The 14,423-nt window shown below is 37.4% G+C and carries 14 protein-coding genes; 10 read left to right on the top strand and 4 right to left on the bottom strand.

What is annotated here, in order from left to right:
• Positions 1–97 precede the first annotated feature (97 nt).
• The 8 genes from C4F49_RS02050 (at position 98) to C4F49_RS02015 (ending at position 7,698) form a co-directional block, all read left to right on the top strand.
• A complete protein-coding gene (locus C4F49_RS02050; protein ID WP_196934160.1) occupies positions 98–1,225 on the top strand; it encodes a TlpA disulfide reductase family protein in 1,128 nt (375 codons plus the stop codon).
• Between the two features lie 227 nt (positions 1,226–1,452).
• A complete protein-coding gene (locus tag C4F49_RS02045) occupies positions 1,453–2,544 on the top strand; it encodes a TlpA disulfide reductase family protein (protein WP_196934159.1) in 1,092 nt (363 codons plus the stop codon).
• 14 nt (positions 2,545–2,558) lie between these two features.
• Positions 2,559–3,689, top strand: coding sequence for a TlpA disulfide reductase family protein (locus C4F49_RS02040; protein ID WP_196934158.1), 1,131 nt, complete (start codon positions 2,559–2,561; stop codon positions 3,687–3,689).
• Positions 3,690–3,863: 174 nt separating this feature from the next.
• The gene (locus C4F49_RS02035) at positions 3,864–4,184 is read left to right on the top strand and encodes a hypothetical protein (protein WP_196934157.1); all 321 of its coding nucleotides are present in this window, start codon (positions 3,864–3,866) and stop codon (positions 4,182–4,184) included.
• A 154-nt stretch (positions 4,185–4,338) separates the two neighbouring features.
• Complete coding sequence (locus tag C4F49_RS02030; RefSeq protein ID WP_196934156.1) at positions 4,339–4,722, top strand: hypothetical protein; 384 nt, start codon at positions 4,339–4,341, stop codon at positions 4,720–4,722.
• Positions 4,723–4,817: 95 nt separating this feature from the next.
• A complete protein-coding gene (locus tag C4F49_RS02025; protein WP_196934155.1) occupies positions 4,818–5,678 on the top strand; it encodes an MbnP family protein in 861 nt (286 codons plus the stop codon).
• A 6-nt stretch (positions 5,679–5,684) separates the two neighbouring features.
• Entirely contained in the window at positions 5,685–6,749 is a 1,065-nt protein-coding gene (locus C4F49_RS02020) for a cytochrome-c peroxidase (RefSeq protein ID WP_196934154.1), read from the top strand.
• A 7-nt stretch (positions 6,750–6,756) separates the two neighbouring features.
• Complete coding sequence (locus C4F49_RS02015; protein ID WP_196934153.1) at positions 6,757–7,698, top strand: transporter family protein; 942 nt, start codon at positions 6,757–6,759, stop codon at positions 7,696–7,698.
• A 73-nt stretch (positions 7,699–7,771) separates the two neighbouring features.
• Here the strand turns inward: C4F49_RS02015 and pfkA are convergent, their stop codons facing one another.
• The 4 genes from pfkA to C4F49_RS01995 form a co-directional block, all read right to left on the bottom strand.
• Complete coding sequence (pfkA, locus tag C4F49_RS02010; RefSeq protein ID WP_196934152.1) at positions 7,772–8,746, bottom strand: 6-phosphofructokinase; 975 nt, start codon at positions 8,744–8,746, stop codon at positions 7,772–7,774.
• A gap of 56 nt (positions 8,747–8,802) precedes the next feature.
• Positions 8,803–10,509 carry a protein-disulfide reductase DsbD family protein gene (locus C4F49_RS02005; RefSeq protein ID WP_196934151.1) on the bottom strand — a complete coding sequence of 569 codons (1,707 nt, stop codon included), beginning with the start codon at positions 10,507–10,509 and terminating at the stop codon, positions 8,803–8,805.
• Positions 10,510–10,583: 74 nt separating this feature from the next.
• Complete coding sequence (locus C4F49_RS02000; protein WP_196934150.1) at positions 10,584–11,033, bottom strand: protein-disulfide reductase DsbD domain-containing protein; 450 nt, start codon at positions 11,031–11,033, stop codon at positions 10,584–10,586.
• A 112-nt stretch (positions 11,034–11,145) separates the two neighbouring features.
• Complete coding sequence (locus C4F49_RS01995) at positions 11,146–11,916, bottom strand: biotin--[acetyl-CoA-carboxylase] ligase (protein ID WP_196934149.1); 771 nt, start codon at positions 11,914–11,916, stop codon at positions 11,146–11,148.
• 48 nt (positions 11,917–11,964) lie between these two features.
• Between C4F49_RS01995 and rsfS the strand changes: the two genes are divergently transcribed.
• Together rsfS and ftsH are read left to right on the top strand one after the other, a co-directional pair.
• Positions 11,965–12,339, top strand: a complete 375-nt coding sequence (gene rsfS / locus C4F49_RS01990) for a ribosome silencing factor (protein WP_196934148.1) — start codon at positions 11,965–11,967, stop codon at positions 12,337–12,339.
• Between the two features lie 41 nt (positions 12,340–12,380).
• A complete protein-coding gene (ftsH, locus tag C4F49_RS01985; RefSeq protein WP_196934147.1) occupies positions 12,381–14,414 on the top strand; it encodes an ATP-dependent zinc metalloprotease FtsH in 2,034 nt (677 codons plus the stop codon).
• Positions 14,415–14,423 lie beyond the last annotated feature (9 nt).

Raw genomic sequence — 14,423 nt, 5'->3', positions numbered from 1 at the left:
TCCTTAGCATGACCATTCTATAGTAGAAATTTTACATAAAAAAAATAAAATATCTTGTATATTTAACAACTTAAAAAAATTAACGATAAATTACAAAATGAAAAAAACAGCCATTTTTTTAATCTATACATTACCTTTTTTTCTTTTTGCTCAAGAAGGGTTTACTCTTAGGGGAGATATTAAAAGTTTGCCTTCCAATGCAAAAGTATTTTTGCAATACGTGAAGAACGGAACGCGGATTTTGGATTCTGCGGAAGTTCATCATGGAAGATTTACATTCAATGGAAATGTACCTGTGCCGGTTCAAGGAACACTGGTGTTGGCTCCGAATGGTGAATCGATCAGGCAGCTGAAATCTCCGGAAAGAAATTCTGTATTCCTTTCTAAAGGAACTTCGACGCTAAGAGGTGCTGATTTTTCTTCAGCAATCGCTACTGGAACGACCGCTAGTAGAGATTTCAACATCTACAATGCAGGTTTGAAACCTTTGCAAGAACGCTACAAAGCATTGAATGAAGAATATGCTGCAGCAAGCGAAGAAACTAGAAAATCACCTGAATTTATGCAGTCTTTGCAAGCAAGGGCGCAGGTGATCGATGATGAAGAAACGATAGTAAAACAAAGCTTTGTCGAAAGCAAGCCAAATAGCTATATTACGTTGAATATTTTGGATGAGATGGCTGATGCAACGAACATCAACGATTTTATTATCCCGAATTTCGAACGCATGTCTCCTGATTTAAGGTCCTCGACAAAAGGGAAGTTACTGGCTGAGAAAATTGGTCAATTCCAAAGCGTAGCAACGGGTGCAATAGCTCCAGATTTTGTGATGCAAGATACTGCTGGAAATAACATTTCACTTTCTTCACTAAAAGGAAAATACGTGCTAATCGATTTTTGGGCGAGCTGGTGCGGACCTTGCCGTGCAGAAAATCCGAATGTCGTAAGTGCTTACAATAAGTTCAAAGACAAGAACTTTACGGTTTATGGTGTTTCTCTAGATTTTCCTGGTAAAAAAGAAAACTGGATGAAAGCAATCCATGATGACAAGTTAGAGCAGTGGCCTCATGTGTCGGATTTGCAAGGATGGAAATCTTTAGTGGTTCCTTTGTATTCGATTAGAGGGATACCTCAAAACTTTTTGTTAGATCCTGAAGGTAGAATCATCGCTTCCAATCTAAGAGGAAAAGCCTTAGAAGATAAACTTGCCGAAGTTATTAAATAAAATTTCAGCCAAAAAATTTAGAAAGCCTTATCGGAAACGATAAGGCTTTTTTTGTTTCTATTGTTTCTCTTTCCGAAACTCTCCAGTTTTTTAAAGTTCTTATTCGAAATCTCTTAAGTGTATAAAATTTTACAGAATAATTAATAACCTTAAATTAATAAATATTTCGATAATTAATATAAATGTAATACCTTTATCATTGATACTTATAGGTAATTATAGAAATAATGAAAAACATACTTATTCAATTTTGGATGTTGCTTCCAATCCTATTTTTTGGACAAAGTGACTTCCAGATTTCAGGTGAAATCCAGTCTCTGAATGAGGGACAGTTCGTGTATTTAATCCAAAATGCTAAAGTAGACTCTGCGAAAGTCTCTGACAAGAAATTTGTTTTTAACGGAAAAGTGGAAGAGCCGACACTTGCTTACTTAAATACGGAAAAATCTTCTAAAAATGTGAAGGGTTTTTATGTTAGTGAAGAGAATATAAAAATTGTAGGAGATGATTTTACAGATTTCAGTATTGAGGGAAGCCAAATAAATAAGGATTATGAATCCTATACAAAATCTTTGGATTCAATAAAACAGAATATTGCTGTGATAAAAGCGGGTTTTGATGCGATGACTGAAGCTGAGCAGAAAGATCCCGAAACACTGAAAAAAATGGGCGAACAGCTGAATGAGGCATTTCAAGATCAGATGAATGTGCGAAAAAACTTTATGGCATCTCGTCCGAAAAGTATGTATTCCTTGATGATTTTAAAATCGATGACGGGAGCTTCAACGCTGGATAATTTCGCGATTCCAACATTTAATACTTTTGATGAATCTGTTAAAAATAGCACGATGGGCAAAAATTATCTGCTGTATACGGAAACGATTAGAGGATTATCCATAGGTTCACAGATGCCAGACTTTTCTTTGCCTGATACCTTGAGAAACCTGATCGCGTTAAATTCGCTGAGAGGAAATTATGTGTTGGTAGATTTCTGGGCGAGCTGGTGTGGCCCTTGCCGTAAAGAAAACCCATTTATTGTGGAGGCATACAATTTATACAAAGCCAAAAATTTCACTGTATTCAGTGTATCGTTTGATTACCCTGCTAAAAAGGCGGAATGGATGCAAGCTATTCATAAAGACAAGTTAACTCAATGGTACCATGTCTCAGAATTGACTGGTTTTAAAACAGAAATTGCTAGAATTGCGAATATCAAATCCATTCCAGTAAACTACTTGATTGATCCCGAAGGAAAAATAATTGCATCTAACCTAAGAGGCGAGGAATTGCTTATTAAAATGAAAGAAATCCTTAACTAATAGATTACGTCCCTATGAAAACTATCGTAATTTTCTTAACGCTATTTATTTCGTTAAATTCATTTTCACAAGAAAAATTTACAATATCAGGACGGGTGCAATCGATACCCTTTAACACAATTCTTTATTTATCTTATAAAATCAATGGCAAAACACAGCAGGATTCTATAAAGATTTTGCAGGACCAAAATTTTCAATTTACAGGAGAAATTGCTTTGCCAGTTTTGGCAAAATTGTCTACCAGCCAAGATGAACATAGCAATATATTAACCGCTGCTGAACAGATTTCATTTTATTTGGCAGATGGGCAAGCTAACATTGTGGGAGAGACCCTGCAGAATGCATCTGTGGAAGTCACGAATCCAATCGCCAAGGATTATGAAGCGTATAAGCTAATGGAAAGACCGATAAGAGATAGTCTTGAGCTTCTGGTATTGTCTATAAAAACGAATGTAGCTTCTCAGAAGGATCCAATGAAGTATATTCAAGAGGTTAAAGAGAAAATCTTAAATACTGAGCTGGATAGAAAGAATTTAAAATATACATTCATAAAAGAATATCCTAAAAGTTATGTTTCATTTGATTTTTTAAACGAACTTGTTAGTTATGATAATTTGAATGAATTGGGATTTACGGCTTTCAATGCGTTTCCAGATGAGATAAAGAGCAGTGAAAAAGGAAAAGAATTAGCTGCAAAAATGGAATTGTTGAAACCTTTTTCAAATGGTTCTGTTGCTCCGGAATTTTCACTGCCCGATACTTTAGGAAATCAAGTTGCTTTATCCTCTTTCAAAGGGAAGTATGTTTTTATTGACTTTTGGGCAAGCTGGTGTTTACCATGCCGGTTTGAGAATCCCAATGTAATTGCTGCATACAACAAGTACAAAGATAAAAACTTTACCGTTTTGGGTATTTCCATCGACGAAGCAAAAGACAAAGAGAAATGGCTGAAAGCAATCAAAGATGACAAAGTACAGCAATGGCAACACGTGAGCGATTTAATAGGTTGGAAATCTCCAGTGGCTACTTTGTATAAAATCCAAGCGATACCAAGAAATTTTTTGATTGACCCTGACGGCAAAATTGTTGGTTCCGATTTAAGGGGTCCAGCATTAAATGAGCGGTTAGAAAAAATTTTAAATTAAATGTGAATTCTAAAATAAAGGAAGGCAATGGGTTTGATTTCACTGCCTTCCTTTGTTAATGTAAAGTTTGTCTATTTCGATTGCCGATTGAGATTTTTAATTTCTATATTTGAGGCAATCTTGAAAAATATAATTCTATATACCTTATCTGCTTTGATTATTTGTCAGACATTTATGTCGACGATCATTCTGACAGGTTTTTATATCAACCGAGATTACATTGCTAAAAATCAATGCGAAAACCGATTTGCAAATTCTAGTTGCAAAGGACAATGTGTACTCATGAAAAAACTGCGTGAGAAAGAAGAAAAAGAACAAAAGAATGCAGAATCAAAAATAAAAGAGGTGCAGCTTTTTGTTTATCAAACAGACATTTTTCAACAGCATTCAATAAGTTCTGAAATAGTCGATTCTCGTTCGGTTCCTTCTGAATTTTTAGTAAAAACCTATTCCAATAACTTTCTTCAATCCATCTTTCGGCCTCCGATTGCATAATTCGTTTTTAATAATTCATTCTTCGAAGAAGAATGAAAGCTTTGGTTGAATATGCGATTCGCGTATTCAAATCGAACTCACTTTAAAATTTTAATTATCGAATACAAGTTAAAGCTTTAAGCCTCTAATGGTTTTTTTCTTTGACGAATAGGCTATGAAGAAATTCACTTCGGTATTGCTTTTAGTTGCGCTAACGTTTCAATGTCTTTCGACCTTGGCTGTGCTCAATTGGTTTGAATTCAACAAAGAGTTTATCGTTAAAAACTTATGTGAAAACCGATTCCGCCCGGCGATGCATTGCAATGGTCAATGTATTTTAATGAAGAAATTGAAGGCGATGGATACAGAAAAAGAGCATGACAAATCAACAACTGATTCAAAGAGGACTACCTCAAAAGTTGACATTCCTCTATTTGTGTTGGCTGAAGATTTAATATTTCATTCGTTGCCTAATCTGCAACAAGAATTGATGACCGATATTAACGTATTGTATGTTTATCAATTCTCGCTTATCCCATTTCACCCTCCAAAAGTTTAAGGTAATTTTTATTAATCACAAAATAAAAGCATCACAATTACATGGTGCTTTAGTTAAACACGTATTCTAAAATTTACACTTATAACAATAAAATCATGTCAAAAATTAATTTTAATAACATAGCAATTCTTCTTTTTTTAACATTCACACTAGCTTCTTGTAAGAAAAATGATGTAGAAATAGATGAAAATAAGATGGGCGATTTCTCGGTAGAGTTTCAAAATATCATGGGTGGCGAAACCTTTAAATTGGATTGGGAATATAAAAATGCGAAAAACGAACCTTTCAAAGTTTCTACATTGAACTATTTCATCAGCAACATCAAACTTAAAAATGCCAATGGCGAAACTTATGTTGTTCCGGCCGAAGAGAGTTATTTTCTCGTAAAAGCAGATGACTTGTCTTCAAGATTTACGAATGTAAAAGTGCCCGAAGGAGATTATACCGAACTTTCTTTCATTCTTGGAGTAGATAGCTTGCGCAATACGATGAATGTTGAAGATCGAAAAGGTGTTTTATCGTTCGATCCAGACGCAGGACACAGCGGAGGCGGCATGTATTGGGGATGGAATAGCGGTTATATCTTTTTTAAATACGAAGGCACATGTCAATTGATTTCTGATGACCAGAATGGTGACCCTACAGGTAAAAAGCAGTTCAAATACCATATTGGCGGATTTGGTGGCTACAGTTCGCCAACTATCAATAACATTAAAGAAATTACGCTTAATTTATCCAATGCTGGAAACGCTCAAGTGAGGGAAGGGTTTCGAAGCAATGCGCACTTGTTTGTCGATATTTCAAAAGTTTTTAATGGGCCAAATGTCATTAGCATTGTGGAACATCCGAATGTGATGTTCAGTGAATTTAGCCAAAATATTGCCAATAATTTCCCATCGATGTTTTCGCACGACCATACCGAAAATTTCGTGAAATCTTCGGAAGAACTAGACTAAACCTCTATGAAAAAAATTATCGTTTTTCTAAGTTTACTCTTTTTGGTTTGGGCGTGCAAAAAAGCAGATGAGGTTTTGCCAGATACATTCTTGGGCTTTGTTAGGCCGTCCAATTTTCCAGAGCCGCAATATGATTTAAGCAGGAATGGCATAACTCAAGCAGGATTTGAATTGGGCAAAAGATTGTTCTATGAAGGAAGGCTTTCCCGAAACAATACCATTTCCTGCGGAAGCTGCCATATTCAGTCAGCCGCATTTACGCATCATGGCCATGATGTGAGCCATGGGATTGATGACCGTTTGGGCACAAGAAATCCGCAGCCAATTATGAATATGGCTTGGGATAAAGAATTCTTTTGGGAAGGCGGCGTATTTGATTTAGATTTGGCAGCAGTGCGAGCGATTACGAGCGAGGTGGAAATGGATGAAACCGTTCCAAACGTGCTTCTAAAATTAAGAGCGCACCCAGAATATCCTAGCCTTTTCGAAAAGGCTTTCGGTACACCTGAAATTACCGATGAACGTTTTTTCAAAGCTTTGTCTCAATTTATGCTAATGGCCATCAGCGACCAATCAAAATACGATAAGGTCATGCGGAATGAAAGTGGCTTTGCTTTCAGCGATGAAGAGAAAGCTGGTTATTTATTTTTTCAGAATAAATGCTCGAGCTGTCATTCCGAACCATTTTTTAAAGATAAAATTTATCGCAATAATGGTTTGAAGCCTAGTGTAATCAACGACCTCGGTCGGTATGAAATTACGTTGAATCCGTTGGACAAATACAAATTTAAGGTGCCAAGCCTTCGCAATTGGCAGTACACGAGTCCTTACATGCATGATGGGCGGTTTTTGACAATCGAGAGAGTGTTGGAACATTATCGAAATGGAATGGTAGATTCTGAAACCTTAGACCCAATATTTAGAAATCCTGACGGTTCAATTGGCATTGCAATGACCGATGCGGAAGTTGCTAATCTGATTGCTTTCCTAAAAACGTTAAACGACAAGGAATTTGTCACGAATCCATTATTAAGCGAACCGACAATCGGTTCGAGCACGACTATAAATTAATTTCAACATGAAAAAAATAAAATCCGTTATCCTTATTCTATGTTTGTTTTCACTTCCCATAAGTACGTTTGCTTGCGACATTTGCGGCTGCGGTGTCGGAACGTACTACTTAGGCATACTTCCAGAGTTTAATAAACGCTTTGTCGGTTTGCGGTATCAGCATAAAAGCCTGCAGACGCACCTTGGCCCTCAAGGCGAACGAACCGCCATAACTGCAGACGAGACTTACCAGAGCATGGAAGTTTGGGGCGCATGGAATTTCGGAACACGCTGGAGAGCAATGGCTATTCTTCCCTACAACTTTAATCAGCGTCAGATTACCGGTGCGAATGAAACGGGTCGCAAGCAAGGACTAGGTGATATCGCATTAATGGGCTACTACAAAGTGTTCGAAAACATGAATGCCACATCGTCCAATAAAATCTTCGTTCATTCCTTATGGGCTGGAGCAGGAATTAAAGTTCCAACCGGAAAATATGACCCTTCAGAACAAGATGACGCAGAGCAAAATTCACCTAATAATTTTCAATTGGGAACCGCAAGTACAGATTTTACACTGAATGCCATTTATGATGTGCGTATTATGGATTTGGGCTTAAATATCAATGCGAGTTATAAGATGAATACAGAGAACAAACATGAGTATCGATACGGCAATAAATTTAGCACAAATGCAATTGCCTATTATAAATTTAATATTGACGATAAAGTTCGGATTTCACCTAATGCTGGCGCAATGTATGAAACGCAGACCAAAGATGTGATATTCTCGCGATTTGATGTTGCACAATCGGGAGGCAATTCAATTACCGGATTAGTTGGAGCAGAAGTAAATGTGAATGCTATTTCTTTCGGAGGAAATTTTCAAGCACCTATTCAACAGGATTTAGCTTCAGGCAGAGCCAAAGCAGGGAACAGGTTTTTGCTGCATGTTTCTTACTCTTTTTAGAGCGAATGAAACTTCAATAAACAACAAATGCTTCAGGTTATCCTGAAGCATTTGTCTTTTTTATACATACAATTTATAAAGAAAGTATTTCTACAATTCTTGTCAAATCCGTATTGATTTTATTAATATGCTTGATTGCTTTACTAAATGGAGTAAAAGTCACGTTTCCAGAGATTAAACCTGCCATTTCGCCTCTTCTGCCTTCCAATAGTCCCTCTACTGCTCCGACGCCTAAACGACTAGCTAAGACTCTGTCCATACACGATGGCTTTCCGCCACGTTGAATATGCCCTAAAATAGAAACACGGACATCATAGTTCGGGAAATTCGATTTAATTTTGTCAGCGACAACTAAGCCACCTTCCTTATCCCCTTCGGCAACGATAATGATTCGAGAAGATTTGTTTTTACGGCTTTTATCTAGGCGTTTCATGATTGCATCGTAATCAACCTCCAATTCAGGAATAAGGACAGCTTCTGCACCGGTACTGATTCCAGAACGTAGAGCAATTAGACCAGAATCTCTTCCCATTACTTCAATAATGAAAACTCGGTCGTGTGATTCTGCGGTATCTCTAATTTTATCCACTGCGTCAACAACAGTGTTGATTGCTGTGTCATACCCGATGGTAAAGTCAGTTCCTGCTAAATCATTATCAATCGTTCCTGGCATTCCAATAATCGGAATATCAAATTCCTCGATAAATTTTGCCGCTCCCGTGAATGTTCCATCACCACCAATAACGACTAACGCATCGATATTTAGGCTTTTTACATTCTCATACGCTTTTTTACGGCCTTCATACGTTTTAAATTCTTCGCTTCTGGCAGTCTTTAAAATTGTACCGCCGCGTTGAATTATGTTGGCTACGGATTTTGCGTCCATAGAAATAATGTCCCCAGAAACTAATCCATCATAACCGTGTCTGATTCCAAAAACATTCAAACCGTGATAGATTCCCGTACGAACAACAGCGCGAATACCGGCATTCATACCTGGCGCGTCACCTCCTGAAGTTAATACAGCTATATTTTTTATTGTACTCATAGTTTTCAAATATACCGATTCAAATGCTTAAATTAATTACCTTAATGTAAAGTTAATTAATTCGCTGCTCGAAATGCGTCAATTCCTTCTTGTAAATAGCTCGCATAACTATCGATATCGTAATCTGCACCTTTTGGTTTGATTAAAACATTGCCATCCGTATCGACGATAACGTATAGGGGTTGAGAGTTGCTGTTGAACTTAGAAGCTTGGAAATCGCTGAATTTTCCGCCAATGGTTTTGATGTTTTTTCCGCTGTATTCCGACTTGTATTTTTCGTCTTCGGCAAGCTCGGTTTTATCATCCACAAATAATTCAGCCATGATAAATTCTGTCTTTAGCAAGTTCGCAACTTTCGGGTCAGTCCAGACATTCGCCTCCATCTTACGGCAGTTCACACAGTTCCAGCCGGTGAAATCAATTAAAACAGGCTTGTTTGCAACCTTTGCGGCAGCTAAAGCTTCATCGTAATCGTAGTACGGCTCGAAACCTTTTGGCGTTCCGCGTTCATGAAAGATAGAATAGTATTTTCTGTCTTTTGCTGTCGGGTCGTGTTTAGCTGCGCTTCCGAAATTTCCAACGGTTAAGTCGAAATCTTGAGTAGCGCTCGGTGGCAAAAATGCAGAAATTGATTTTAATGGCGCTCCCCAAAGTCCGGGAACCATGTAGACGACGAATGAAAATACGATTACTGAAAACGCTAATCTCGGAACTGATAAAAAATTAACTGTGCTGTCATGAGCAAATTTGATTTTGCCCAAAAGATAAACCCCTAATAAGGCAAAAATAACAATCCATAAGGATAAAAATACTTCCCGATCAAGCCAGTTCCAGTGGTAAGCCAAGTCGACATTGCTCAAGAATTTTAAAGCAAATGCTAATTCCAAAAATCCTAAAACTACCTTTACGCTGTTCAGCCATCCGCCCGATTTTGGCAATGATTTCAACATCGAAGGAAACATGGCGAATAGTATAAAAGGAATTGCTAAAGCGATTGAAAAGCCCAGCATACCAATTGCAGGGCCTAAGCGCTCTCCTTTAGATGCCGCCTCAACCAGCAAGGTTCCGATAATCGGCCCTGTACACGAAAAGGAAACCAACACCAAACTGAAGGACATGAAAAACATGCCTACAAATCCGCCTTTATCTGATTTGGCATCTATCTTATTGACAAATGAACTTGGCAAAGTAATTTCGAAAGCACCGAAAAAGGATGCAGCAAATACGAGCAAGAGCAAGAAGAATAAGAAATTGAAAATTCCGTTTGTGGAGAGCGCATTTAGCGCATCCGAACCAAATGTGATCGAAATCAACATCCCTAATGCGACATAAATGACGATAATAAATAGCCCGTAGAGTAAGGCTTGGGACACGGCTTGCGCTCTGCTTCCTGATTTTTTAGTGAAAAAACTAACCGTTAAAGGCACCATTGGAAAAATGCAGGGCATTATGAAAGCCGCAAATCCGCCTAGTAGTCCGGCAATGAAAATTCCCCAAAGCGATCTTTTTTCTTCGGTATCCGTAACAGAAACTGCTTTTTGAGTTTCGGTCGCGCTGGCTGTATCTTTAGAAACCGTGTCTGTCCCATCTGAAAAAACCAAGTCATCGGGAACTTCCGAAATTTCCTCTGAATTCTCCTGGCTGCTTCCGTCTGTAAATTCCAAGTCATCATAAGAAACCAATGTGTCCTGCACGGCACTAAAACTCGTATAACTGAAAAAAAGAAAAATGAAGCTAAGTATAAAACGGTTATAATTTTTCATAATTAAAAATTGCAATGCAAAAATAAAAAAAAAGGCAGTAAAAAACTGCCCTTAAAGTCTTGAAGAATATAGAATTATTTGATGTTAACCGTGAAAGCATATTCATCAGGAGGCAAGCATCTTTCGGCATCACAAGCCATAAATTCAACTGTTCCTGAAACAGCAGCTTTTCCAGCGTTTAATTTAACTTTTTGTTGGAAAACAACTTCTTTGCTAAAATAGGGAACATTCATTTTGAACACATCCTCATATTTTGTTTTAGCTTTCGGCTCAATGGTTTTACCATTTAAGGCGAAATCTTTTGAAGCTTTGTATTTAAATGACGTAGCGATTGGTCCGCCATCACCAACTGTTTGCGAATAAATATGCCATCCATCTTCAATTGTTGCCTTTATGTACACAGTTGCTTCTGTGCTGCTAAATTTTTTAAATGCAACTTCCCATTTTACAGGATTGTATATTTGTGCGAATGAGGCAGTAATAGAGAAAATGAATACTGCAATAACTAAATTTAGTTTTTTCATTTTAATTGTTTTCTAATTTTTTAAAATCACGCTAATGTATAAGACATTTTCGATTTAAAAAAGTTTAATTGAAAATTATTTTTTATTATTAATTAATAAAGTAATTTTTCTGTTATTTTAGATAAGATATATCTTTTAAGTCGTATTTCTTTATTTCATTGTTTACCAGCACCTGTAGGAATCCATCTTCTTCCACTTGGATAATTTTCCCTTCTAGTATTTCATTTCCTACTTGGTAAGAGCAAAGTTGGTCTTTTTGAAACAAAAAAGCGTTATAATCGTGTAAAATTCCTTCTGCATCGTTTTTTAATCTGTTGTAATTCTTTCGAATAATGCCAATCAGTGCTTGGCAAATGTTTAATACTGAATAATTTTCATCCGCATGCGTTGCTAATTTTAGCGATGTAGCTTTTGATTGTATGCTCTCCACAAAATGCGTTTGATTAATATTCATTCCGATGCCCACAATGGAGTGTTTGAGCTGCTGATGTTGCAGGCTATTTTCGATTAAAATTCCCGCTATTTTTTTTTCAGAAACGTAAATATCATTCGGCCATTTTATCCGAACTGTTGCTGTAATTGGCAAAAGCAATTCGTAAACGCTCAGGCTAATGCAAGCTGAAAGTAAAAATTGCTTATGGATTGGCAAAAAATCTGGATAGAGCAAAAGGCTAAATGTTAGATTCTCGCCTGCTGCGGATTGCCATATATTGCCTCTGAGCCCTCTACCGGCGGTCTGCTCGTGTGTCATTATGGCAGTAAACTCTTCAAGTGGCTTGAATTTTGACAAATAATTTTTTAAATACGTATTTGTAGAATCCGTTTTATCTAAGACAAGAATATTTTGCGCTGTAGAATCTGATGAAAATATGTTATTTTGCAAGAGTAAAATTTATAACGTTAAGAATAAATCAAAAATAGAATACTTTTAATGAGTAAAAATACAAAATCTGAATTGTCCGAGAAATTAGCTGAGGTAGTTGTTTATGGAATGCAGGAAAAAAAGGGAAATGAAATTGTGCGGTTGGATATGCGAGAGATTAATAGAACCTTGTCAGATTTTTTTGTTATTTGTCATGCGGACTCCAACACGCAAATCAACGCCATTGCCAAAAGCATAGAAGAAGAAGTATATAAAGTGTTCGGTCAAGACCCCTGGCATAAAGAAGGCCATGCGAATGGCGAATGGATTCTTCTTGACTTTGTCGATGTAGTTGTCCATATTTTTAAAACCGATAAGCGCAGCCATTACCGCATTGAAGATCTTTGGGGAGATGCGAATGTTCAATCTTATCAAAGCGCTTAATTAGTCAACCAAAAAAATAATCACGATTTTATCAAGATATAATGAAGAAAATTCCTAGTAAAAAAATTACACCAATGCCACCAAAATTCAACATGATTTGGTTATGGATCGCCATGATCGTTGGTTTTTTTGGTTTACAATATATTTTTAGCAGCGAACCCACAAAGAAGATTTCGTACAATGAGTTCGAAACTAAAATGTTGATTCCAGGTGATGTCGATAAATTAGTTGCTTACAAAAGCAATGATTTAGTGGACGTCGAAGTCTATATTAAGAAAGATAAATTAGAGGAAGATAAATACAAAGAGGTCGCTCCAAGCTCAAACTCTTTAAGCCTATCTCCGAATTCTGGTCCTCAATATCGTTTCACAGAACCTTCTGCAGAAATCTTAGAGAAAAAATTGACAGCTTCACAAGATAGTTTGGGACAATCCCAAGCGCGCGTCGCCGTATCGTATGAAGACCGTTCTAATCCTTGGACAGGCTGGTTTATTTCGTTTATGCTTCCATTGTTAATTATTGTGGTCATCTGGATTTTCCTGATGCGCAGAATGAGTGGCGGTGCAGGAGGCGGAAGTGGCGCGTTGTTCAATATTGGTAAATCAAAAGCGACCTTATTCGATAAAGAATCTCAAATCAACGTAACGTTCAATGATGTTGCTGGATTGACGGAAGCGAAGCAAGAGGTTATGGAAATTGTAGATTTCTTGAAAAATCCTAAAAAATACACAAATCTTGGAGGTAAAATTCCTAAAGGAGCTTTATTAGTTGGTTCTCCGGGTACAGGTAAAACATTATTGGCAAAAGCCGTTGCAGGTGAGGCACAAGTTCCATTTTTCTCTTTATCAGGTTCTGATTTTGTTGAAATGTTCGTGGGTGTGGGAGCTTCTCGTGTTCGCGACTTATTCAAACAAGCTAAAGACAAAGCGCCATGTATCATTTTCATTGATGAGATAGATGCGATTGGTAGAGCCAGAGGAAAAGGCAATATGATGGGCGGAAACGATGAGCGCGAAAATACATTAAATCAATTGCTGGTAGAAATGGATGGTTTTGGTACGGATTCAGGTATCATTATTATGGCAGCTACTAACCGTGCAGATGTATTGGATCATGCTTTATTGCGTCCAGGACGTTTTGACAGACAGATCTATGTGGATATGCCAGATATCAACGAACGTAAAGAGATTTTTGCAGTTCACTTGAAACCGATTAAAATTGAAGCTGGAATCGACGTGAATTTCTTAGCGAGACAAACGCCAGGATTTTCGGGTGCTGATATTGCAAATCTTTGTAATGAAGCAGCCTTGATCGCCGCTAGAAATGGACATGAATCTGTTATTAAGCAAGATTTTCTAGATGCTGTCGATCGAATTATCGGTGGTCTTGAGAAGAAAAATAAAATTATTACTGTTGAGGAAAAGCAAGCGATTGCCTTTCACGAGGCTGGTCATGCGACCGTATCTTGGTTATTGCGCCATGCGCATCCATTGGTGAAAGTGACTATTGTTCCTAGAGGGAATTCTCTTGGCGCTGCATGGTACTTGCCAGAAGAAAGAAGCATTACAACTACAGAGCAGATCTTAGATGAAATGTGTTCGGCTTTAGGCGGTAGAGCGGCAGAGAAAATTGCTTTTGGAAAGATCAGCACAGGTGCGTTGAGTGATTTAGAAAAAGTAACGAAACAAGCTTATGCAATGGTTTCTATGTACGGTTTGAATGATAAAGTAGGAAATATTTCGTACTATGATTCCAGAGGACAAGAATCCTTTACAAAACCTTATTCTGAAACGACGGCTCGCATCATCGATGAAGAAGCAAGTAAAATCATCGAGGAGCAATATGCGAGAGCTTTACAGATTCTGAATGATAACAGAGAGAATCTGGATAAATTGGCGAACAAATTATTGACTTCGGAGGTTATCTTCAAAGAAGATTTAGAACAGATTTTCGGTAAGCGTCCTTTCGATGCAGAGAACACGGAGTTGTTAGCTGAGGCTGTTCCAGATGAAAGCTATTCGATTGAAAATGCGGCGAACCCATCTAGTGCTGAGGGATCGGACGAAAATAAATAACATAATTTT

This window comes from Sphingobacterium hungaricum (genome assembly GCF_015210005.1).
Classification (GTDB): Bacteria; Bacteroidota; Bacteroidia; order Sphingobacteriales; family Sphingobacteriaceae; genus Sphingobacterium; species Sphingobacterium hungaricum.
Note: the sequence above shows the minus strand (reverse complement) of the source record. Positions and strands in the feature narration are given on the sequence as shown.

What these genes read in the sequence shown, in the direction of transcription:
- C4F49_RS02050 (WP_196934160.1), top strand. Translation starts at nt 98, where the DNA reads ATGAAAAAAACAGCCATTTTTTTAATCTATACATTACCTTTTTTTCTT.
- C4F49_RS02045 (WP_196934159.1), top strand. Translation starts at nt 1,453, where the DNA reads ATGAAAAACATACTTATTCAATTTTGGATGTTGCTTCCAATCCTATTT.
- C4F49_RS02040 (WP_196934158.1), top strand. Translation starts at nt 2,559, where the DNA reads ATGAAAACTATCGTAATTTTCTTAACGCTATTTATTTCGTTAAATTCA.
- C4F49_RS02035 (WP_196934157.1), top strand. Translation starts at nt 3,864, where the DNA reads ATGTCGACGATCATTCTGACAGGTTTTTATATCAACCGAGATTACATT.
- C4F49_RS02030 (WP_196934156.1), top strand. Translation starts at nt 4,339, where the DNA reads ATGAAGAAATTCACTTCGGTATTGCTTTTAGTTGCGCTAACGTTTCAA.
- C4F49_RS02025 (WP_196934155.1), top strand. Translation starts at nt 4,818, where the DNA reads ATGTCAAAAATTAATTTTAATAACATAGCAATTCTTCTTTTTTTAACA.
- C4F49_RS02020 (WP_196934154.1), top strand. Translation starts at nt 5,685, where the DNA reads ATGAAAAAAATTATCGTTTTTCTAAGTTTACTCTTTTTGGTTTGGGCG.
- C4F49_RS02015 (WP_196934153.1), top strand. Translation starts at nt 6,757, where the DNA reads ATGAAAAAAATAAAATCCGTTATCCTTATTCTATGTTTGTTTTCACTT.
- pfkA (WP_196934152.1), bottom strand. Translation starts at nt 8,746, where the DNA reads ATGAGTACAATAAAAAATATAGCTGTATTAACTTCAGGAGGTGACGCG.
- C4F49_RS02005 (WP_196934151.1), bottom strand. Translation starts at nt 10,509, where the DNA reads ATGAAAAATTATAACCGTTTTATACTTAGCTTCATTTTTCTTTTTTTC.
- C4F49_RS02000 (WP_196934150.1), bottom strand. Translation starts at nt 11,033, where the DNA reads ATGAAAAAACTAAATTTAGTTATTGCAGTATTCATTTTCTCTATTACT.
- rsfS (WP_196934148.1), top strand. Translation starts at nt 11,965, where the DNA reads ATGAGTAAAAATACAAAATCTGAATTGTCCGAGAAATTAGCTGAGGTA.
- ftsH (WP_196934147.1), top strand. Translation starts at nt 12,381, where the DNA reads ATGAAGAAAATTCCTAGTAAAAAAATTACACCAATGCCACCAAAATTC.